General features: G+C 71.9%; 22 protein-coding genes. 10 read left to right on the forward strand and 12 right to left on the reverse strand.

Annotated elements, in window-relative coordinates; translation table 11 throughout:
* Positions 1–5: 5 nt before the first annotated feature.
* From Asi02nite_RS09160 to Asi02nite_RS09175, 4 genes are all read right to left on the reverse strand, one after another.
* Positions 6–893, reverse strand: coding sequence for a metal ABC transporter permease (locus Asi02nite_RS09160; RefSeq protein ID WP_203711748.1), 888 nt, complete (start codon positions 891–893; stop codon positions 6–8).
* Positions 890–1,642, reverse strand: a complete 753-nt coding sequence (locus Asi02nite_RS09165; protein WP_203711749.1) for a metal ABC transporter ATP-binding protein — start codon at positions 1,640–1,642, stop codon at positions 890–892. The genes Asi02nite_RS09160 and Asi02nite_RS09165 overlap by 4 nt, the downstream gene beginning before the upstream one ends.
* On the reverse strand, positions 1,639–2,577 hold the full coding sequence (locus tag Asi02nite_RS09170; protein WP_203711750.1) for a metal ABC transporter substrate-binding protein: 939 nt from the start codon (positions 2,575–2,577) through the stop codon (positions 1,639–1,641). Before Asi02nite_RS09170 ends, Asi02nite_RS09165 begins: the two co-directional genes overlap by 4 nt.
* Before the next feature lie 64 nt (positions 2,578–2,641).
* Entirely contained in the window at positions 2,642–2,899 is a 258-nt protein-coding gene (locus tag Asi02nite_RS09175; protein ID WP_203711751.1) for a DUF6703 family protein, read from the reverse strand.
* Between the two features lie 27 nt (positions 2,900–2,926).
* Here Asi02nite_RS09175 and Asi02nite_RS09180 point away from each other — a divergent pair, with 27 nt between their 5' ends.
* The 3 genes from Asi02nite_RS09180 to Asi02nite_RS09190 all read left to right on the forward strand — a co-directional run bounded on the left by Asi02nite_RS09180 (position 2,927) and on the right by Asi02nite_RS09190 (position 5,373).
* Positions 2,927–3,268 (forward strand): antibiotic biosynthesis monooxygenase family protein, encoded by a 342-nt coding sequence (locus tag Asi02nite_RS09180; RefSeq protein ID WP_203711752.1) that lies wholly within the window; start codon positions 2,927–2,929, stop codon positions 3,266–3,268.
* Positions 3,269–3,293: 25 nt separating this feature from the next.
* On the forward strand, positions 3,294–3,899 hold the full coding sequence (locus Asi02nite_RS09185) for a hypothetical protein (protein ID WP_239126586.1): 606 nt from the start codon (positions 3,294–3,296) through the stop codon (positions 3,897–3,899).
* A gap of 103 nt (positions 3,900–4,002) precedes the next feature.
* Entirely contained in the window at positions 4,003–5,373 is a 1,371-nt protein-coding gene (locus Asi02nite_RS09190; protein WP_203711753.1) for a glycine--tRNA ligase, read from the forward strand.
* Here Asi02nite_RS09190 and Asi02nite_RS09195 read toward each other — a convergent pair.
* The 3 genes from Asi02nite_RS09195 to Asi02nite_RS09205 form a co-directional block, all read right to left on the reverse strand.
* Positions 5,370–6,365: a type IV toxin-antitoxin system AbiEi family antitoxin domain-containing protein gene (locus Asi02nite_RS09195; protein ID WP_239126587.1), complete on the reverse strand. Its 996-nt coding sequence runs from the start codon at positions 6,363–6,365 to the stop codon at positions 5,370–5,372. The two genes, Asi02nite_RS09190 and Asi02nite_RS09195, sit on opposite strands and share 4 nt — an antisense overlap.
* 113 nt (positions 6,366–6,478) lie before the next feature.
* On the reverse strand, positions 6,479–7,000 hold the full coding sequence (locus tag Asi02nite_RS09200; protein ID WP_239126588.1) for an XdhC family protein: 522 nt from the start codon (positions 6,998–7,000) through the stop codon (positions 6,479–6,481).
* Positions 7,001–7,002: 2 nt separating this feature from the next.
* The gene (locus Asi02nite_RS09205; protein WP_203711754.1) at positions 7,003–8,031 is read right to left on the reverse strand and encodes a DNA glycosylase AlkZ-like family protein; all 1,029 of its coding nucleotides are present in this window, start codon (positions 8,029–8,031) and stop codon (positions 7,003–7,005) included.
* On the opposite strand from Asi02nite_RS09205, the gene dusB reads away from it, so the two are divergent.
* Positions 8,030–9,196, forward strand: a complete 1,167-nt coding sequence (dusB, locus tag Asi02nite_RS09210; RefSeq protein ID WP_203711755.1) for a tRNA dihydrouridine synthase DusB — start codon at positions 8,030–8,032, stop codon at positions 9,194–9,196. The two genes, Asi02nite_RS09205 and dusB, sit on opposite strands and share 2 nt — an antisense overlap.
* Here dusB and Asi02nite_RS09215 read toward each other — a convergent pair.
* A complete protein-coding gene (locus Asi02nite_RS09215) occupies positions 9,193–9,819 on the reverse strand; it encodes a TetR/AcrR family transcriptional regulator (protein ID WP_203711756.1) in 627 nt (208 codons plus the stop codon). The genes dusB and Asi02nite_RS09215 overlap by 4 nt on opposite strands.
* Positions 9,820–9,912: 93 nt before the next feature.
* Between Asi02nite_RS09215 and Asi02nite_RS09220 the strand changes: the two genes are divergently transcribed.
* The 4 genes from Asi02nite_RS09220 to ppdK all read left to right on the forward strand — a co-directional run bounded on the left by Asi02nite_RS09220 (position 9,913) and on the right by ppdK (position 15,766).
* A complete protein-coding gene (locus Asi02nite_RS09220; RefSeq protein WP_203711757.1) occupies positions 9,913–10,728 on the forward strand; it encodes an alpha/beta fold hydrolase in 816 nt (271 codons plus the stop codon).
* Positions 10,729–10,766: 38 nt separating this feature from the next.
* On the forward strand, positions 10,767–12,467 hold the full coding sequence (gene lysS / locus Asi02nite_RS09225; protein ID WP_203711758.1) for a lysine--tRNA ligase: 1,701 nt from the start codon (positions 10,767–10,769) through the stop codon (positions 12,465–12,467).
* A 51-nt stretch (positions 12,468–12,518) separates the two neighbouring features.
* The gene (locus Asi02nite_RS09230) at positions 12,519–12,899 is read left to right on the forward strand and encodes a VOC family protein (RefSeq protein WP_203711759.1); all 381 of its coding nucleotides are present in this window, start codon (positions 12,519–12,521) and stop codon (positions 12,897–12,899) included.
* Positions 12,900–13,030: 131 nt separating this feature from the next.
* On the forward strand, positions 13,031–15,766 hold the full coding sequence (ppdK, locus tag Asi02nite_RS09235; RefSeq protein WP_203711760.1) for a pyruvate, phosphate dikinase: 2,736 nt from the start codon (positions 13,031–13,033) through the stop codon (positions 15,764–15,766).
* Positions 15,767–15,826: 60 nt separating this feature from the next.
* Here the strand turns inward: ppdK and Asi02nite_RS09240 are convergent, their stop codons facing one another.
* From Asi02nite_RS09240 to Asi02nite_RS09255, 4 genes are all read right to left on the reverse strand, one after another.
* Entirely contained in the window at positions 15,827–16,198 is a 372-nt protein-coding gene (locus Asi02nite_RS09240; RefSeq protein WP_203711761.1) for a hypothetical protein, read from the reverse strand.
* A gap of 69 nt (positions 16,199–16,267) precedes the next feature.
* Positions 16,268–16,756: a roadblock/LC7 domain-containing protein gene (locus tag Asi02nite_RS09245; RefSeq protein WP_203711762.1), complete on the reverse strand. Its 489-nt coding sequence runs from the start codon at positions 16,754–16,756 to the stop codon at positions 16,268–16,270.
* An 85-nt stretch (positions 16,757–16,841) separates the two neighbouring features.
* Positions 16,842–18,092 carry an ADAM 12 protein gene (locus Asi02nite_RS09250; RefSeq protein WP_239126590.1) on the reverse strand — a complete coding sequence of 417 codons (1,251 nt, stop codon included), beginning with the start codon at positions 18,090–18,092 and terminating at the stop codon, positions 16,842–16,844.
* A 99-nt stretch (positions 18,093–18,191) separates the two neighbouring features.
* A complete protein-coding gene (locus tag Asi02nite_RS09255) occupies positions 18,192–18,572 on the reverse strand; it encodes a hypothetical protein (RefSeq protein WP_203711764.1) in 381 nt (126 codons plus the stop codon).
* Between the two features lie 333 nt (positions 18,573–18,905).
* Here Asi02nite_RS09255 and Asi02nite_RS09260 point away from each other — a divergent pair, with 333 nt between their 5' ends.
* Entirely contained in the window at positions 18,906–19,259 is a 354-nt protein-coding gene (locus Asi02nite_RS09260) for a VOC family protein (protein WP_203711765.1), read from the forward strand.
* A gap of 10 nt (positions 19,260–19,269) precedes the next feature.
* Positions 19,270–20,496 (forward strand): deoxyguanosinetriphosphate triphosphohydrolase (locus Asi02nite_RS09265; RefSeq protein ID WP_203711766.1); only part of this gene is annotated, 1,227 nt, incomplete at its 3' end.

Genomic DNA, 20,496 nt, shown 5'->3' on the forward strand with positions numbered 1-20,496 from the left:
GTAGCTCAGCCCCGGTCAAGGACGACCTCGTGCGGCTCCGGCTCGGCGGCGACGGGTCTGGCGGCCCGCAGCGCGGCGCGTTTGCGGACGGCCCGGACGGCGGCCACCCCCAGGGCGACGAGCAGGAAACCGGCGATCGCGAGTACGACGATCGTCGCGCCGAGAGCGGTGTCGATCTCCCAGGCCAGCCAGACGCCGGAGCCCGCGGCGGCGACGCCGAGCACCATCGCGAGGCCCATCGTGGCGACGAACCCGCGGGCCACCTGCTGCGCGGTCGCGACCGGCACCACCATCAGCGCGCTGACCAGCAGCAGGCCGACCGCGCGCATCGAGATCGTCACGGTGACCGCGGTGAGCACCGCGACGAGCAGGTTGAGCGCGCGCACCGGCAGGCCGGAGACCCGCGCGTACTCCTCGTCGTGGCTGGCCGCGAAGAGCGCCGGGCGCAGCCCGAGGGCGAGACCCAGGACCACCGCGCCCAGCACGATGATCAGGACGAGGTCGGACCGCGAGGTGGTGGCCAGGGAGCCGAAGAGGTACGTCATCAGGTTGGCGTTGCTCCGGCTCCCGGACAGGCCGACCAGCATCACCCCGCCCGCGATGCCGCCGTAGAAGAGCAGGGCCAGCGCCACGTCACCGGAGGTGCGGCCGCGTTCCCGGATCAGCTCGATCGCGATCGCGCCGATCGCCGACACGATGACCGCGGTCAGCACCGGCGACCTGTCGAGCAGCAGGCCGACGCCGACGCCGGTCAGCGCGACGTGGCCGACCCCGTCGCCGATCAGCGACATCCGGCGCTGCACCAGGTAGATGCCGAGCGCGGGCGCGGTCAGGCCGATCACGACGGCGCCGATCAGCGCCCGGATCATGAACTCGTTGGCGAAGATGCTCATGCTCCCCACATCCCCTGCTCGGCGGGCGCGTGCGGGTGGACGTGGTCGTGGCCCGGGTCGGCGTGATGGCCGGCCGGCGCGGGCACGTGACCCTCATGGGCGATCTCCCCATGGTGTACGACGACGCAGCGGCTGATCACCGGCTTGAGCGGGCCGAGTTCGTGCGCGACCAGCAGCACCGTGCCGCCGCCGGCGACGAACTCGCCCAGCGCGCCGGCGAAGGCGGCCTGGCTGGCGGCGTCGACCCCGGCCGTCGGTTCGTCGAGGACGAGCAGCTCGGGTTGGCCGGCCAGGGCCCGGGCGATCAGCGTGCGCTGCTGCTGGCCGCCGGAGAGGCTGGCCACCGGGTCGCCGGCCCGGTCGGCGAGGCCGACGGCGGCGAGCGCGCGGGCGACGGCGGCCCGGTCGGCGGCGCGCGGCAGGCGGAAGATGCCCCGGCGGGCGACCAGGCCGGAGCCGACGACCTCGGCCACGGTGGCCGGGACGCCCGCACCGGCGCCGATCCGCTGCGGCACGTACCCGACGCGCTCCCAGCTCTTGAACCTGCGGTCGCCGAAGAGCGTGATCTCGCCGGCGCTCAGCGGCACCAGGCGCAGGATCGACCGGACCAGCGTGGACTTGCCGGAGCCGTTGGCGCCGAGGATCGCGACGACGTCTCCGCGCTCGACGGTCAGCGAGACGTCGCGCAGCACGATCCGGTCGTCGTAGCCGACGACGGCCTTGGTGACCTCGACGACGGGGGCGGTCATGTGCAGTCCAGGGCCGTGCGGACGGCGGTCAGGTTCTCGCGCATGATCGAAAAGTAGTCTCCCGTCGCGCCCGGCTGCAGGCCCTCGATCGGGTCGAGCACCGCGGTCCGGGCGCCGACCTCGCGGGCGATCGTGTCGGCGACCTTCGGGCTGACCAGCGTCTCGAAGAAGATCGTGGTGGCGCCGTGCTCCCGCGCCTCGTCGGCGACGGCGGCCAGCCGCTGCGGCGCCGGCTCGGTGTCGGGGGTCACCCCGGTCAGCCCGACCTGCTCCAGGTGGTAGCGGTCGGCGAGGTAGCCGAACGCGGCGTGCCCGGTGACGAGCTCGCGCCGCTGGCAGGTGGCCAGGCCGGCTTCGTAGTCGCGGTCGAGGCTCTCGAGACGGGTGCGCAGCGCGGCGGCGTTGGCGGCGTAGTCGGCCTTGTGGTCCGGGTCGGCGGCGCCCAGCCGGTCGGCGACCTGGTCGGCGATCGTCGCCAGCCGGGTCGGGTCGAGCCAGACGTGCGGGTCGCTCGCGGCGTCCTCGTCGTGGTGCTCCGGTTCGTCGCCGTGGACGTGATCACTTTCGCCGGCCTTCAGCAGCGGCACCGCGGTGCTGACGTCGAACGCCCGGTCGCCGCCGACCTGCTCGACCGCGTCGTCCACGGCCGGCTGGAAGCCCGCGAGGTAGACGATCGCGTCGGCGTCGGAGACCCGGCCCACCTGGCGGGCGGTCAGCTCGAGGTCGTGCGGCTCGGCGCCGGGCTTGGCCAGGTTGGTCACCGCGACGTGCGCGCCGCCGACCTGCTCGCTGACGAACTGCAGGGGATAGAAGGCGGCGACGACGTCGACCTTGCCGGGGGCGGCGGCCGAGCCGGTGGTGCAGGCCCCGACGCCGGTCACGGCCAGAGCCGCGAGACCGGCCATGGCCACGGAGAGGGTACGGCGGCGGCGCATGCCTCAACTGTCGCCGACAATGAAATTGATTGTCAAAAACGCATGCGTTCTGGCGAACGGGTGATCAGAGGATCTTGAGTACGGCGATGCCGATGAGCGCGGTGATCAGGACGAGGCGCATGACGCGGGCCTGCGGGGCCTGCACCGCCCAGGTCATCCGGGCCAGCGCGATCAGGCCGGCGGCGAGCAGCAGCAGGACCAGGCCGCCGATGATGCCGGGCAGGAAGAGCCCGGCCAGGATGAACGCCAGCGCCGCGAGGAACGCCTTGGTCGGGTTCACCCGGGCCAGGCGCCGCGCGAGATCCGGCTGCGTAGGCTGCATCCCGACACTCTACGAGGAGGTTCGCCCGTGCTGGTCGTCAACCGGTTCGTGGTCGACGAGGACGCCGCCGACGGGTTCACGCAGCGGGCCCACGCCGCCCTGGCGGCGCTGGCCGCCCGGCCCGGCTACCTGTCGGGGCAGCTCACCCGCGGGCTCGACGAGCCGACCGCGTGGTGCCTGGTCACGCAGTGGGAGTCGGTCGGTACGTACCGGCGGGCGCTGGGCGCGTTCGACGTCAAGGTGCACGCGACGCCGCTGCTGGCGGAGTCGCTCGACGAGCCGTCGGCGTTCGAGGCGCTGGCGACCGCGGAGCCCGGCGGGTCCGTGATCACCATGGCCAGCGACAGGTCGGTAGGACCCGGCCGGTGAGCCTCCTCGCATTACGCTGGTGAACATGAACCCGACGCCCGGCCCGCCGGAGATCCCGCCCGGCCCGCCGTCGGGCCCGCCCACGCCCGTCTCCGGCCCGCCGCCTGTCTCCGGCCCGCCTGTCGCGCCCATCTGGGCGCCGCAGCCGCCGCCCGTGCCGCCGCGGGGTCCGGGCGTCGTGCCGCCGTTCGCCGCTCCGCCGACCGAGGGCCGCACCAACCGACTCTGGCTGGGGCTCGGTGCCGCCGGCCTGTTCGTGCTGCTCTGCTGTGGCGGCGGGGCCGCCGCGGTCGCCGGCCTGGGGGTCTTCGGCATCCGGGCCATCGACGAGCGGGCCCGGGTGGTGGTCACCGACTACGTCGACGCGCTCGAACGGGCGGAATACGGCGAGGCGTACGCGCTGCTCTGTGACGACCGCCAGCGCGCGCAGACCCCGGACGCCTTCGCCGACACGGAGTCGCTGGCGCCGCGGATCGACTCGTTCCAGGTGCGCGAGACGCAGACGACCTCGACCGACATCGTGGTGCCGGTCGACGTGGTCTATGCCTCGGGGTCGCGGGTGACGTTGCGGTTCGTCCTCGCGCAGGACAGCGGGACAGGCGAGTTCGAGGTGTGCGGCGTCACCGACTAATCTCGGTCGCGGTCGCCTGGCGGGTAACCGTACCGTCGAGTGGTCGTTTGTGTGACTGTCCCTTGACGCCCCCGCCGACCGCCAGTCGGCGTAGGAGGAACCCATGCCCGCCGACCGCATCGACGCCATCGTCAGCCTCGCCAAGCGCCGTGGCTTCGTCTTCCCCTCCAGCGAGATCTACGGCGGCACCCGGTCGGCCTGGGACTACGGTCCGCTCGGCGTCGAGCTCAAGGAAAACGTCCGCCGGCAGTGGTGGCGGTCGATGGTCCAGCAGCGCGACGACATCGTCGGCCTGGACTCCGCCGTCGTGCTCGCCCGTGACGTGTGGGTCGCCTCCGGCCACATCGGCGAGTTCGTCGACCCGCTGACCGAGTGCCAGTCGTGCCACAAGCGGTTCCGGGCCGACCACCTCGAGGAGGCGTTCGAGGCCAAGCACGACCGGCAGCCGACCGGCCTGTCCGAGATCAACTGCCCGAACTGCGGCGTCAAGGGCGCGTTCACCGAGCCGCGGATGTTCAACGGGCTGATGAAGACGTTCCTGGGCCCGGTGGAGAACGAGGAGGGCATGCACTACCTGCGGCCCGAGACGGCCCAGGGCATCTTCGTCAACTACAACAACGTGGCGACCGCGGCCCGCAAGAAGCCGCCGTTCGGCGTCGCACAGGTCGGCAAGTCGTTCCGCAACGAGATCACGCCGGGCAACTTCATCTTCCGTACGCGCGAGTTCGAGCAGATGGAGATGGAGTTCTTCGTCGAGCCGGGCACCGACGAGAAGTGGCACGAATACTGGCTGCAGGAGCGCTGGAACTGGTACCGCGACCTCGGCCTGTCGGAGGCCAACCTGCGGTTCTACGAGCACCCGAAGGAGAAGCTGTCGCACTACTCGAAGCGGACCGTGGACATCGAGTACCGCTTCCAGTTCGGCGGCACCGAGTTCGCGGAGCTCGAGGGCATCGCCAACCGCACTGATTTCGACCTGACCACGCACTCGAAGCACTCGGGCGTCGACCTGTCCTACTTCGACCCCGAGAAGAAGGAGCGCTGGGTCCCTTATGTGATCGAGCCGGCGGCCGGTCTGACCCGCGCGGTCCTCGCGTTCCTGCTGGAGGCCTACGACGAGGACGAGGCGCCCAACACGAAGGGCGGCGTCGACAAGCGGACGGTGCTGCGCTTCGACAAGCGCCTGGCGCCGGTCAAGGTCGCGGTGCTGCCGCTGTCGCGCAACCCGGACCTGTCGCCGAAGGCCCGCGACCTGGCGGCGCTGCTGCGCACGCGCTGGGTCGTGGAGTTCGACGACTCGCAGGCGATCGGCCGGCGGTACCGGCGGCAGGACGAGATCGGCACGCCCTACTGCGTGACGGTCGACTTCGACACGCTGACCGACGACGCGGTCACGGTCCGCGACCGCGACACGATGACCCAGGAACGGGTGTCCCTGGGCCAGATCGAGCGCTACCTCCTCGAGCGCCTCTAGGGAAGCAACGGTCCGTTGTTAACGCTTTTCGCATAGGAACGGTCCGTTGTTAACACCTCGCAGGCGACGCGCGCGAGGTGGCGTGCATTGTGCGCGTCCTCGATCACCTGGCGCACACGGGCCGGTTTCGCACGGATCTCCGCCGGTGTGAAGTGAAGTACCAGCACCCCGTAGCGACTGAGGTCGTTGTGGCGGTCAATGGTGCGTCGCCATCCGTCAGGCGAGTAGTGGAACTCCTGTGAGTCGACCTCGATGGCGATCGCCGAGGCGGCGATCCACCCGTCCGGCGTCGGCAGCACCGAACCGTCGACCAGCCGTAGCATCGGGTTCCACCGCAGCAACGGATAGAGCGCGCTCCCTGACATGCACTCGCGCAGCTCTGCCTCGGGCGCCGACCGGACGCCAGCGCTCACTTCGTCGACAGCGCGCCGGATCAGGGCCGTGCGGCTGCGTTTCGCCCGTCGCACCTCCTCGTTGAGAGCGACGAGATCGGTGAATCCCCGCTGGATCGCTTCAGCCGTGATAGCCCGGATCGGACGCATCTCACGCAGCTCTCTTCCGGCATCGACCACTGCTCGTGCGGGCGAACAGACCCGATAGAGGCCGGCGTCGCGGGGAAACGAATCAAGCTCGGAAGCTCGACTCACGACAACGTGGCCGGATGACTTCCGTCGCGCGTCGCCTGGTACCAGCATGTGCACGCGGTCGGAGGTAGGGGCGTAGCGGAAGCCGTACCAACCCAGTGCGGCCAAGTTCGTCATCTGCGCTGCTGGGCCCACGTAGAGCGCGGCGGCGATCCGACGCTGCTCTTCCGTCAACGCGCCCGTCGTCACGGCATAGACACCGGGAAGCACCCGCTGCCAGCGCGCCGACCTGGTTCGGCGATAGATGGCCATGTCGTCATATCGGGCCGCGAGCAACTGCGCCCGGGTAACTATCTGATGTTGCCGCTCAATGAGCGGCGAAATGTCGATGCGGTTGGTGGATGTCATTAGGGCAGGGTGCCGGGCCAGCGCGTGCCGCGGGTCGGCCTGTGGACAACGGTCCGAGCTTGCGTTAATAACGGACCGTTCCTATGCGAAAAGCGTTAAGAACGGACCGTTCCTTAGAAGGCGAAGCCGCCCGGGCGGGTGTTGCGGTCGGCGATCAGGCCCGCGAGGGTGGCGATCGCGATCTCGGCCGGGGTGCGGGAGCCGATGTTGAGGCCGATCGGGCGGTGGACGCGGGCGATCTCCTCGTCGGGGACGCCCAGGTCGCGCAGCGGCTTGATGTGCGGACCTTCGTGGCGGGGGTTGCCCATCAGGCCGATCCAGCGGGTCTTGGCCGCCAGGGTGTCGCGCAGCAGCGTGCCGATCTCGGCGCGGTGGTGGTCGCAGACCACCACGTCGGTGTTGTCGTCGAGGCCCGCGGCGTCCAGGGTGGAGACGGTCTCGGCGGCGTGCGGGTCGGTCCGCGTCGGGTCGGGCTCGACGAGCACGGTGCGGTAGCCGAGGTCCAGCGCGTAGCGCAGCAACTGCGCCGACACCGGCGAGGCGAAGATGGCGACCAGCGTCTTCGGCTCGTCGCGGGGTTCTGGCGCGTCGCCGTGGGCGACGGCGCAGGAGGCGTCATGCACGTGGTCGGTCACCCCTATGACTCTGCCACGACCACCTCCTCCTCGGTCGCCGCCGCGAGCCGGCGCCGGGACAGCCCCCGCCCGAACGCGGTCACCGTGATCGTGCCGCCGCGCCGCCGCCAGGTGCCGGCGACCGCGCCGTCGGCGAGCACGACGCCGGGGTTGGCGGCGGCCCGCCAGACCTGCTTGCGGTGGACCGGGTCGGGCACGAGCAGCCGGCGGTCGGTCAGCTCGAGAATCGGGTCGTAGGGCGGCAGCAGGTAGAGCCCGTCGGCCGGCGCGGCGGCGCGCGCGGCGTCGAGGTCCGCCGGATGCATGAAGAGCGTGCGGCCGGCGACGTCGACAGGGACCACGTCGGCGAGCGACCACCAGCGCCGCGCCGCGGCGGGGGAGAGGCCGAGCCAGGCGGCGAGCCCGTCCCGGTCGGTCGGCCCGGCGTTGCGCAGGAACCCACGAACCAGCTCACGCCTTGCCTCCGCCGGCGGGGGCGACGGGCGGCCGCTGCCTGCGCCGGTGACGAAGTCGGCGGAGCCGTTGCCGTTGGGGAGCAGGTGTAAGCCTGCCTGTAGCGACGCCAGGCGGAACAAAGCGTCGTGGACGTGGTGCGTCGCGCAACCCGCGCACCACGGGCGTAGTCGGCGGTCGACCGCCCCCGTCAGCGCCGTCGACAGGTCGCCCTTGCTGCGGCGCGCGCCGTCGGCCATCACCGAAGCCATCGCGGTCACGACCTCGTCGAGGGCCGTGCCGATCGGCACCGGTAGATCAGCGAAGAACGGCCCGAACTGCTGCCTGCGCAGGTCGGCCGCCGAGTCCGGGCGCAGCGCCGCGGCCAGGGCCGGGAGGGTCGCCGCGCGGTGCAGGTGCATCGCGCCGCGGGTCGAGTGCACCAGGACCAGGCCGCCGGGGTCGAGGCCGCGGAGCGCCAGGGCGCGGGCGCCGCCCGTCGCCGGTGGTGTGTCCTGGATGCCCGTGTCGAGGACGCCGGGCATCGTCGCCACGCGGTGGGCGCGGATCTGCGCGTCGGTCAGGCGGGCGTCGGCCATGAGGGCAGGATGCCCCACGGGTACGACAACGTACGCTCGATGCGTGACACCCCTGATCCTCGGCCCGCACCAGGTCGACCCGCCGGTGGTCCTGGCCCCGATGGCCGGGATCACGAACGTCGCCTTCCGCCGGCTCTGCCGCGAGCAGGGCGGCGGCCTCTACGTCTGCGAGATGATCACCACGCGGGCGCTGGTCGAGCGGAACCCCAAGACGCTCAAGATGATCGCCTTCGCGGGTGACGAGCGGCCCCGCAGCCTGCAGCTCTACGGCGTCGACCCCGACGTGACCGCCGCCGCCGTGCGGATGGTCGTCGAGGACGACCTCGCCGACCATATCGACCTCAACTTCGGCTGCCCCGTCCCCAAGGTCACCCGCAAGGGTGGCGGCGCCGCGCTGCCGTGGCGTCGGCGGCTCTTCGCCCGCCTGGTCCGCGCGGCCGTCGACGCCGCCGAGGGCGCGGTTCCGGTCACGGTCAAGATGCGCAAGGGCATCGACGACGATCACCTGACGTACGTGGAGGCCGGGCTGGCCGCCCAGGACGCGGGTGTGGCGGCGGTGGCGCTGCACGCCCGGACGGCGCAGCAGCGCTACTCGGGCACCGCCGACTGGGACGCGATCGCCACGCTCAAGCAGGCCCTCGACGTGCCGACCCTGGGCAACGGCGACATCTGGGAGGCCGAGGACGCCCTCCGGATGGTCGCCCACACGGGCGCCGACGGCGTGGTCGTCGGCCGCGGCTGCCTGGGCCGCCCGTGGCTGTTCGCCGACCTGGAAGCGGCGTTCGCGGGCCGGCCGAGCCGCGCGCTCCCGACGCTGGGCGAGGTGGCCGGCGTCCTCCGCCGGCACGCCGAGCTGCTGAAGGACCAGTTCGGCAACGAGCGCGACGCCTGCGTCGACATCCGCAAGCACGTCGCCTGGTACCTCAAGGGCTTCCCGGTCGGCTCCGAGCTCCGCCGGGCGCTGGCAATGGTCGAGACGCTCACGGAGCTGGACGACCTGCTCGGCAAGCTCGACGCCGACGCGCCGTTCCCGCTGGAGACGCTGGGCCAGCCTCGCGGCCGCACGAACTCGCCGGGCAAGGTCGCCCTCCCGGACGGCTGGCTCGCGGCCCGCGACGCCGACACGGTCCCCGAGGGCGCGGAGATGGCCGACTCGGGAGGCTAGGCGGCGGCCGCGTACGCGGCGAGGAAATCCCGGACCGCCGCCCCGCAGTAGTGGTCCAGCTCGTCCGCCGACAGCGGCTGGTCCGAGCCCGTGAACATCGCCCGGTTCATCGGCACCCACAGGGCCATGCCGGCCAGGTGCTCGGCCGCCACCAGCGGGTCGGGCAGGCGCAGCCCGCCGCCCTCGGCCAGCACCGAGAGCTGCTTGGCCAGGGCCGCGAGGCCGCCGGAGAAGCTCTGGTCGTAGTAGGCCCCGCCGAAGAGCGGGAAGCGGGCCGACTCGCCGATCAGCAGCCGGCGCAGGCGCAGCACCTCCGGGCGCATGATCGCCTGCACGAGGTTGCGGGTCACGGCCAGCAGGTCAGCGGCGAGGTCGTCGCCACCCGTGACCGGGGCCGCGGACGTCAGGCGCTGGACGGTCGGCTCCATCGCGGCCAGCAGGATCGCCTGGAAGAGCTGCTCCTTGTCGGCGAAATGCTTGTAGACCGTCTGCTTCGAGACGCGCGCCGCCGCCGCGACCAGGTCCATGCTCGTGCCCTTGTAGCCGTGCTCCAGGAACGCGCTCGTCGCCGCGTCCATGATCTGGGCCCGCTTGCGCTCGGTTCGGCTGGGGGTCTCGTCCATGCGCCACAGAGTACTAGACAGTCCAGTTCCAAAGCGAGTACCGTACGGTCTAGTCCACCAGTACTGAACCGTCCAGTACACCAAGGAGAAGCCATGACCACCACCCACACCACCACCTCCGCCGACGGCACGACCATCACCTACGACCGCAACGGCACCGGCCCCGCGCTCGTCCTCGTGCCCGCCGTGCTCAGCACCCGCGCCTGGGACCCGCTCTACGCGGGCCTGCTCGACCTGCTCGCCGACGAGTTCACCGTGATCCACTACGACCGCCGCGGCCGGGGCGACAGCGGCGCCACCGCGCCCTACAGCGTCGACAAGGAGATCCAGGACATCGCCGCGGTGATCAAGGACAACGGCGGCTCCGCGTACGCCTATGGCATCTCCTCGGGGGCGATCCTGGCCCTGCGCGCCGCGCAGCAGCTCCCGGAGATCACCAGGGCGGTCCTCTACGACCCGCCGTTCATCGTCGACGACAGCCGCCCGCCGCTGCCGGACGACTACGTCGAGCAGCTCGACCGGGCCGTCGCCGAGGGCCGCCGGGGCGATGCCGTCGAGCTCCTGATGACGAAGGCCATCGGCCTCCCCGCCGAGTGGATCGGTGGCATGAAGGCCGACCCGAGCTGGGCCGGCATGGAGGCCGTCGCCGACACGATCTCGCACGACGGGCGGATCGTCGGCACCACGATGTCGGGCCGCCCGCTCCCGGCCGAGTGGAAGTCCATCACCACGCCGACCCTGGTGCTCAACGGCGGCAACAGCGAGCCCTTCATGCACACCAGCGGCCGCCAGCTCGCCGACCTGCTCCCCGAGGCACGCCACCAGGTCGTCGCCGACCAGAGCCACGACGTCGCGCCGGCCGCCGTCGCGCCGATCCTGCGTGACTACCTCACGGGGCCGGTGCGGTAATTTCGTCCGGGTACACGCGGGCGGAGGGGCAGGCACAAGTGGCGCAGGGGATCGAGTCGGACTGGGTGGCGCGGTTCGCCGACGAGGTGATCGCGGAGGCTGACCAGCGGGCGCCCGGCAAGCCGATCGTGTGTGCCAGTGGGCTCAGCCCCTCCGGGCCCGTGCACCTCGGCAACATGCGCGAGCTGATGACCCCGCACCTCGTCGCCGACGAGATCCGGCGGCGCGGCCGGGACGTGCGGCACGTGCTCTCGTGGGACGACTTCGACCGGTTCCGGAAGGTCCCGGGCGGCATCGACCCGTCCTGGGCCGAGCACGTCGGCAAGCCGCTCACCGCGGTCCCGGCGCCGGAAGGCAGCGAATACCCCAACTGGGCCGAGCACTTCAAGGCGCCGATGATCGCGGCCGCGAACCGGCTCGGCATCGAGGTCACCCCGATCAGCCAGACGGCGATGTACACGTCCGGCGCGTACCGTGCCCAGATCCTGCACGCCATGGCGCAGCGCGCGAAGATCGACGAGGTCCTGGGCCGCTACCGGACGAAGAAGAAGCCCGCCAAGGAGATCACCAACCCCGACGAGGCGGCGGCGGCCGAGGGCAGCGGCGCCGCGAGCGAGGACGACGGCGGCACCGCCACGGGCTACTACCCCTACAAGCCCTACTGCCAGGACTGCGGCAAGGACACCACGACGGTCACCGCGTACGACGACGCGACCACCGCACTGACCTACACCTGCACCTGCGGCCACACCGAGACCGTCCTGCTGTCCGAGTTCAACTACGGCAAGCTCGTCTGGAAGGTCGACTGGCCGATGCGCTGGGCCTTCGAGGGCGTGGTGTTCGAGCCCAGCGGTGTCGACCACAGCTCGCCGGGCTCCAGCTTCGTCGTCGGCAGCCAACTCGTCCGCGAGATCTTCGACGCCGAGCCGCCGATCGGTCCGATGTACGCCTTCGTCGGCATCAAGGGCATGGCCAAGATGAGCAGCTCCCGGGGCGGGGTGCCGACCGCGGCCGACGCGCTGGAGATCATGGAGCCGCCGCTGCTGCGCTGGCTGTACGCGCGCCGCCGGCCCAACCAGTCCTTCGACATCGCGTTCGACGCGGAGATCCAGCGGCTCTACGACGAGTGGGACGGCCTCACGACCCGCGTCGAGAACGGCACGGCCTCCACCGGCGACCTCGCCGCCCACGGCCGGTCGGCGAGCACCGCCGCCGGGCCGCTTCCGCTGACCCCGCGGCCGGTGCCCTACCGCACCCTGGCCTCCATCGTCGACATCACCACCGGCAACGACGACCAGACGCTGCGGATCCTGCGCGACCTGGACCCGGCCGACCCGGTCAAGGACCTCGACGAGACCCGGCCCCGGCTCGACTGCGCCAGCAACTGGGTGCGCACCCAGCTCACGCCGGACGAGCGCACCCGGGTCCGCGAGGAGGCCGACACCGTGCTGCTCGACGGTCTCGACGACGACCAGCGCCGGTCGCTGGAGTTGCTGCGGGCGGGGCTCGACGACCACTGGTCGCTCGACGGCCTGACGACGCTCGTCTACGGCGTACCCAAGCAGATGCTCGGCCTGCCCGCGGACGTCAAGCCGACCCCGGAGCTCAAGGTCGCGCAGCGTGCGTTCTTCGCCCTGCTCTACCGCCTGCTGATCGGCAAGGAGACCGGGCCCCGGCTGCCCACGCTGCTGCTGGCGACGGGCGCCGACCGGGTCCGGCGGCTGCTCGGCGCGTCGTAGGCTCGAAAGCGGGGGAGCGCGACCGCACCGGCCGACCAGGGAGGTCGTCCGATGAAGGGCAGCGTCACCCATTTCGAGATCCCGGCTGACGACGTGCAGCGGGCCGAGCGCTTCTACCACGAGGCCTTCGGCTGGAACATCCAAGACATGCCCGAAATGTCGTACGCGATGCTGGGCACCACGCCGAGCACGCCGGAGGGGCGTCCGAAGGATCCCGGCGCGATCAACGGCGGGATGATGAAGCGCAGCGGGATGTTCACGGCCCCGGTCGTCACGATCGACGTCGACGACATCGACGAGGCCCTCGCCACCGTCGAACGCAACGGCGGCTCCACCCGGATGGGCCGGCAGGCGGTCGGCGACATGGGGTTCACGGGCTACTTCTCCGACACCGAGGGCAACCTGATCGGGCTGTGGCAGTCGGCTAGCTGAGCGCGGCGGCGCTGCGCGGGAATGCTCGGGAAAACGCTCCCCGAACCGCCTGTGTGCGTAGCGTTGTGCCAATAGTCACCGAGGGCTCCCAACGGGCCGCAAACCTCGCTTAACCTGCGCCCACGGTGGGAATGGTTACTGACTGGTCGTTCAGCGTTGAGCGCGTGGGAGGAACACCGGTGACAAAGTTCGTCTATGCCTTCTCGGAAGGGAACAAAGATCTTCGCGAGCTGCTCGGCGGCAAGGGCGCGAACCTCGCGGAGATGAACAACATCGGGTTGCCGGTGCCACCCGGCTTCACCATCACCACGGAGGCCTGCCGGGCCTACCTGGACTCGGGGAGCCAGCCGGCCGGGCTGGCCGAGGAGATCGCCACCCATCTCGACGCGTTGGAGTCGGCGATGGGCCGCAAGCTCGGCGAGCCCGGCGACCCGCTGCTCGTCTCGGTGCGCTCCGGCGCCGCCTTCTCCATGCCCGGCATGATGGAGACCGTCCTCAACGTGGGCCTCAACGACGCCTCGGTCGACGGGCTCTCCCGGCAGGCCGGCGGCAACGACCGGTTCGCCTGGGACTCGTACCGTCGCCTGATCCAGATGTTCGGCAAGACCGTCTGCGAGGTGCCGGGCGACGAGTTCGAGCACGCCCTCGACGCGGCGAAGCAGGCCAAGGGCACCGACAACGACCTCGACCTGGACGCCGACGACCTGCGCGGCCTTGTCGACGGCTACAAGAAGATCTTCGCCAAGCACACCGGCCGGGAGTTCCCGCAGGACCCGAAGGAGCAGCTCGACCTCGCGATCCGGGCCGTCTTCGAGTCGTGGAACGCCGACCGGGCCGTGCTCTACCGGCGCCAGGAGCGGATCCCGGCCGACCTCGGCACGGCGGTCAACGTGGTGGCGATGGTGTTCGGCAACCTCGGCTCCGACTCCGGCACCGGCGTCGCCTTCACCCGCGACCCGGCCTCCGGCGCGCAGGGCGTCTACGGCGACTACCTGGCCAACGCGCAGGGCGAGGACGTGGTCGCCGGCATCCGCAACACCGTGCCGCTGCAGGAGCTGGAACGGCTCGACAAGGCGTCGTACGACGACCTGATGCGGATCATGGCCACGCTCGAGGAGCACTACAAGGACCTGTGCGACATCGAGTTCACCATCGAGCGCGGCAAGCTCTGGATGCTGCAGACCCGTGTCGGCAAGCGCACCGCGGCGGCGGCGTTCATCATCGCGGGCCAGCTCGTCGACGAGGGCGTGATCGACCTCGACGAGGCGCTGCACCGGGTCAACGGCGCCCAGCTCGCCCAGCTGATGTTCCCGCGCTTCGACCTGTCGGCCGAGCCCGACCAGCTGGCCAAGGGCATCGGCGCGTCACCGGGCGCGGCGGTCGGCAAGGCGGTGTTCGACGCGCAGACGGCCAAGGAGCTGGCGGCCGACGGCGACGACGTGATCCTCGTGCGGCGCGAGACCAACCCCGACGACCTGCCCGGCATGATCGCGGCGCAGGGCATCCTGACGTCCCGCGGGGGCAAGACCAGCCACGCGGCCGTGGTCGCCCGGGGGATGGGCAAGACCTGTGTCTGCGGCGCAGACTCGCTCGACGTCGACGTCCGGGGCCGGCGGTTCACAGTGGACGGGCAGACCGTCGAGCAGGGCGACGTGATCTCGGTCGACGGCACCACCGGCAAGATCTACCTCGGCGAGGTGCCGGTGCAGCCGTCCGAGGTGGTCCGCTACTTCGAGGGCACGCTGGATCCTGACCAGACCGACGACGCGCTGGTCAAGGCCGTCCACCGGATCATGTCGCACGCCGACGCCAAGCGCCGGCTCGCGGTGCGGGCCAACAGCGACACCGGCACCGACTCGGCCCGGGCCCGGCGGTTCGGGGCGCAGGGCATCGGCCTGTGCCGCACCGAGCACATGTTCCTCGGCGACCGCCGCGAGCTGGTCGAGCGGCTGATCCTGGCCCAGACGGCGCAGGAGCGCGAGGCCGCGCTGGCCGACCTGCTGCCGCTGCAGCGGGCCGACTTCGTCGACATCTTCCGCGAGATGGACGGCCTGCCGGTGACGATCCGGCTGATCGACCCGCCGCTGCACGAGTTCCTGCCGTCGCTGGAGGAGCTGGCCGTGCACGTCGCGGTCGCCCACGAGCGCGGCGAGGACGCCGGCCGCGACGAGAAGCTGCTCGCCGCCGTGCGCCGGATGCACGAGGAGAACCCGATGCTGGGCCTGCGCGGGGTTCGGCTCGGCCTGGTCATCCCGGGCCTGTTCGCGATGCAGGTACGCGCGATCGTCGAGGCCGCGGTGCAGCGGGCCCGCGACGGTGGCACGCCGCGGCCCGAGATCATGGTGCCGCTGGTCGGCGCCGTGCAGGAGCTCGAGACCGTCCGCGCCGAGGCCGAGCGGATCATCGCGGACGTCGTGGCCGACGGCGGCGTGGAGGTGCTGATCGGCACGATGATCGAGGTGCCGCGGGCGGCGCTGACCTCGGGTCAGATCGCCGAGGCCGCCCAGTTCTTCTCCTTCGGCACCAACGACCTGACGCAGATGGCGTGGGGCTTCAGCCGCGACGACGTCGAGGGCGCGTTCTTCTGGCGCTACCTGGAGCTGGGCATCTTCGGCATCTCGCCGTTCGAGTCGATCGACCGCGACGGCGTGGGCCGGCTGATCCGGATCGCGGTCGACGAGGGCCGCGCCGCCCGGCCGGATCTCAAGCTGGGCGTCTGCGGCGAGCACGGCGGCGACCCCGACTCCGTGCACTTCTTCCACGAGGTCGGGCTGGACTACGTGTCCTGCTCGCCGTTCCGGGTGCCGATCGCCCGGCTGGAGGCCGGCCGCGCGGCCGTCGAGACGCAGGGTTCCGACAGCCGCTGAGCCCGAAAGGAACGGTCCGTTGTTAACGCTATGCGTTAACAACGGACCGTTCCTTGCTCGCTAGAGCTCCATCTCCGATTCGATCTTGCGGAGCTGGTGGCGGGCCATCGCGAGGTTGGCCCGCTGGCGATTGAGCGCGATGTACAGGAAGAGGCCCTTACCGGCCCGACCGGTCAACAGCCGGATCAGGTGGTACTGGTTGTCGAGGGTGATCAGGATGTCCTCGATCGCCTCCTTGAGGCCGAGCATCTCGAGCGTGCGCAGCTTGGCGCGCACCACGTCGGTGTTGCCGGCCGCGGCGACGGTCAGGTCGAGGTCCTTGCCTCCGCCGACCACGCCCAGGGACATCCCGCTGGTGTAGTCGACGAGCGCGACACCGATCGCGCCCTCGATCGTCATGCATTCCTTGAGTGCGGTGTCCATGTCCGTCATGAGCCTGTCCTCCGTTGTGTTCGTACCGTGGCGCGTCCGTCGAAGCCGAACGACGGTCTGGCGCCGATTTCAGGACCGGGCAGCGCTGGGTCGGCCCGGTCCGTTGGTGCGGGTGCTGCGGCGGGGCAGTGGTTCGCGCGCCGGCGGCGCCGGCGGCGGGTTTCCGGTGGGGGCGCGCCCCGGGGGTTCGGCGGCGAGAGCCTCGACGAGTACGCCGAGCCGGTGCGCCACCATGCGGGAGGAGCGGTGCACCAGGGCCAGGTTGGCCTGGGGCATGGCGACCACCGTCAGCAGCGCGGCACCCGCCGCGTAGCTGACCAGGCAGCCGCCGTCGGCCTGGATGACCGTCTCACGGTGGACACCGAGGCCGAGCGTCTCGGCGAAGCGCCGGCCGAGCCCGACCGTGGCCGCCGCCATCGCGGCGACGGTGTCGGGCTCGACCCGGTCGACGTCGCTCGCGATGAGCAGTCCGTCCGGGCCGGCCAGGACCGACCCGACCACGTCCGGGACCTCGCGCAGCGCGCGAAGCGCGGTGGCGATGGCGCGATCGGTGTCCACTGGCGGTTTCTCTCCTTCGGTGTGGGTGTCCGGTGCCGGTGCCACCGGCGGTCCGCGGCTCACGCTCTCGCCTCGTCTCGGTCGGTCATCGCAGCGCCTTCAGCGCGGTGCGGATCCGCTTGAGCAACGCCTCGTCGGCCGGGACGGGCGGTGGAACGGTCCGCTGTGCGTCGGGAATCTCGGGGAGGCGCTCACCCGGAGCGCGCTGAGGCAGTGGAGGCAGGGACCCGGGCGGCGCCGGCGCGGGCACGGCCGCCCGAATAGGCAGAGCACTGTCATCGGCCCCGGAGCCACCGCCGGCAGCGGCGCCGGAACCACCGCCAGAAGCGGCGCTGGAACCGGACGCGGGGCCGGAGCCGGAAGCGGAGCCGGGTTCGGAAGCCGAAGCGCGGCTGGAGCCGGGCGCCGAAGGGCCGGAACCGGGACCGGAGGCCGAGCCGAAACCGGAGGCCGAACCAGCGCCGGAGCCCGAAGCGGAGGCAGTTGCGATCGCGGCGGCCGGCGTGCGGCGGCGGAGCGGGACCGCCGCCTCGCCGCGGGCGGCGGGGCGCCCGGGTGGCTCCGCCTGCGCGGGCAGGGGCAGCACGGGCGCCGGCCGCGCCGCCAGCGGTGCCTGTTGCACCACCAGCGGGATCGCGCCCGCCGGTAGGGCGATCAGGCCCGCCGCGGCCAGGCGGCGTACCTCGGTCAGCACCGCGTAGCCGGCCCGGCCCAGCTCGCGGGCGAGCCGCGTCGGCGGCAGCGTGCCGTCGGCGCGGCCGACGATCTCCCACTGCAGCGCGGAGAGCACCACCCGGGGCACCGGCGGCCGCCGGACCGGGATGACGACCGCGTGGTCGATGCCCGGCTCGGGATAGATCTCGTCGAGCAGCTTGCGCCGCCGGGTCGCCTCCCGGACCAGGACCGCGGGGTCGATCGAGGTCACCGCGCCCATGCCGTGGGTCTCGCCGTCGACGAAGCGCAGCAGCGCGCTGGCCGAGCCGAGCGCGAAGTAGCCGGCGTCGTAGATCGCGCCGAGCACGCACAGCTCGAGCTCGCCGTGGGTCAGGTGGCCCTGCTGGACCAGCCAGGCGCCGGGGCGCACGTCGGCCTTGCCGACCGCGCCGCCGGTGGCCAGCGCGGCCAGCCAGGTCTGCGGTGCCAGCCGGTCCGAGGCGGTGAGCAGGTCGCCGATGCTCGGCGAGCTCCCGGACTCGGCGAACACCACCTCGCCGTTGACGAGGTACAGACAGTCGTCGGTGCCGATGTGCAGCGCGCCGGTCGCGGCCGCACCGGCCAGTTGGGTGAGGGCGCGCCGCGGCGAGCCCGTGCGGGGGATCCGGACGGACTTTGCCAACGCTCCTCCTAGCTCGATTGCTCCGGGCGTTCCGGATCTAGGGGACATGTCCTGGACGGCTGCGGCCGCGCGGAGGTAGGTCACCGGGTGCGGGTCGGGTCAGGCCGCGACGAGGTCGTCGGCGAGGATGCGGATCCGCCGTTGCGCGACGGCCAGGTTGCCCTCGTGGCGATCGAGCCACACGTAGAGGAGCAACCGGCTGTCGAAGTCGGTGCGGATCATCCGCAGCAGGTGGTAGCCGCCGTGCGTGGTGATCACCACGTCCTCGACGAGGTCGTTCGGCCGCGTCGACGCGAAGGGCGCGCGATTGATCGCCGCATGGATCACGTCGGACGAGCCGGCGGCGGAGGCTTCGGGGTCGCCGGTGGGCGCGTTGCCCGCCCACGCGAGCGCGAAACCGGTCGTGTAGTCGACCACGCTCGCCCCGATGGCGCCAGGGATGGTCATCGCCTGCCGTAGGCAGTCGTCTATGCCGGACACACGTGCTCCTCCACCCGGGCGGTGCCTCGCGTGTCCGCTCCGGCCAGAGGGCGCACGAGAATCCCGGGTAAACGGGTCGGGGCCGGCGGAGAGGCCGGCCATGACGATGTGCTTCCGCGAAACTACTCCGGGGCGAAGATCGTCCGCAGTAGTCTCACCCTCGGCGATCGTCTAGCAACTCTCGTCTGATCGGGTGTTGCAAATCGGGCGCAGATGGGCATGTGCCGCTCCGAGGCCTGTTGACCACCGAACGGGCGCACCGGCGACCGTGGGCGTAACCTGGCGGACACCTTCTCGTTCCGTCCGCCGTGCCGTCCGCATCGGAGGTTATACATGGGCAACCGCTGGGAGAACCTCGTGGTCGACGCGCGCGACCCGGCCCGGCTGGCCCGGTGGTGGGCCGAAGCGCTCAACTACCAGATCACCTACGAGAAGGCCGACGAGGTGGAGATCCGGCGGTTGCCCGACGAGGTGCCGGGCCTGGTGTTCGTGCCCGTGCCGGAGGGCAAGGACGTCAAGAACCGCCTGCACGTCGACCTGCGCCCCGACGACCAGGAGGCCGAGGTCGAGCGCCTCGTCGACATGGGTGCCCGGCACGTCGACATCGGACAGTCACCGGACGTCTCGTGGATCGTCCTGGCCGACCCGGAGGGCAACGAGTTCTGCGTGCTGTCGCCGAAACGCTAGCGTTGACCATGTGAGCAGCAGCGACGCGGAGCGGTGGGTGGTCGAGCCCGTCAAGGACACCGGCGGCGGCCGCAGTCCGTACGAGCGTGACCGGGCCCGCGTGCTGCACTCGGCCGCGTTCCGCCGGCTCGCGGCCAAGACCCAGGTGCACATGGCGGGTACGGACGACTTCCTGCGCACCCGGCTCACCCACTCGCTCGAGGTCGCCCAGATCGCCCGGGAAATGGGCGCGCGGCTGGGGTGCGACCCCGACGTGGTCGACGTCGCCGGTCTGGCGCACGACCTGGGGCATCCGCCGTTCGGCCACAACGGCGAGGCCGCCCTCGACGAGCTGGCCCGCTCGTGCGGCGGCTTCGAGGGCAACGCGCAGACGCTGCGGGTGCTGACCCGCCTGGAGGCCAAGGTGCACGGCGCCGGCCTCAACCTGACCCGGGCCGCGCTCGACGCGACCTGCAAATATCCGTGGCCGCGGCAGCCGGGCCGGCGCAAGTTCGGCGTCTACGCCGACGACCGGCCGGTCTTCGACTGGCTGCGGGCGGCGGCGCCCGGTCCGCAGCGGCGGTGCCTCGAAGCCCAGGTGATGGACTGGGCCGACGACGTCGCGTACTCGGTGCACGACGTCGAGGACGGCATCCACGGCGGCTACGTGCCGGTGCGCCGGTTGATCGACGACGCCGACGAGCGGGCGGCGGTCTGCCGGGCCGCGGCCGAGACCTACGCGCCCGAGCCGGCGGAGGAGCTCGCCCCCGTTCTTGACGAGCTGCTCGCCGACCCGGCGCTGGTCATGGTCGCCGACCACGACGGCAGCCAGCGGGCCCAGGCCGCGCTCAAGGGCCTGACCAGCGTGCTGACCGGTCGCTTCGTGGCCGCCGCGGTCGAGGCGACCCGGGCCGCGCACGGCGACGGGCCGCTGCGCCGGTACGCGGCGGACCTAATGGTGCCGGCCCGCGTCCGGATGCGGTGCGCGCTGCTCAAGGCCATCGCGCTGCGCTACGTGATGCGCCGGCCCGGCGCGCACGAGCGCTACGAGCGGCAGCGCGCCGTGCTGACGGAGCTCGTCGGCACGCTGGTCGACCGCGCGCCCGGCGGTCTCGACCCGGCGTTCGCGGCGGCCTGGAAGGCGGCCGGCGACGACCAGGCCCGGCTGCGGGTGGTGGTCGACCAGGTCGCCTCACTGACCGACCCGGCCGCGGTCGACTGGCACCACCGCCTGACCAGCCGGGGCACTAGGTCGTAC

Source organism: Asanoa siamensis (genome assembly GCF_016862555.1).
Classification (GTDB): Bacteria; Actinomycetota; Actinomycetes; order Mycobacteriales; family Micromonosporaceae; genus Asanoa; species Asanoa siamensis.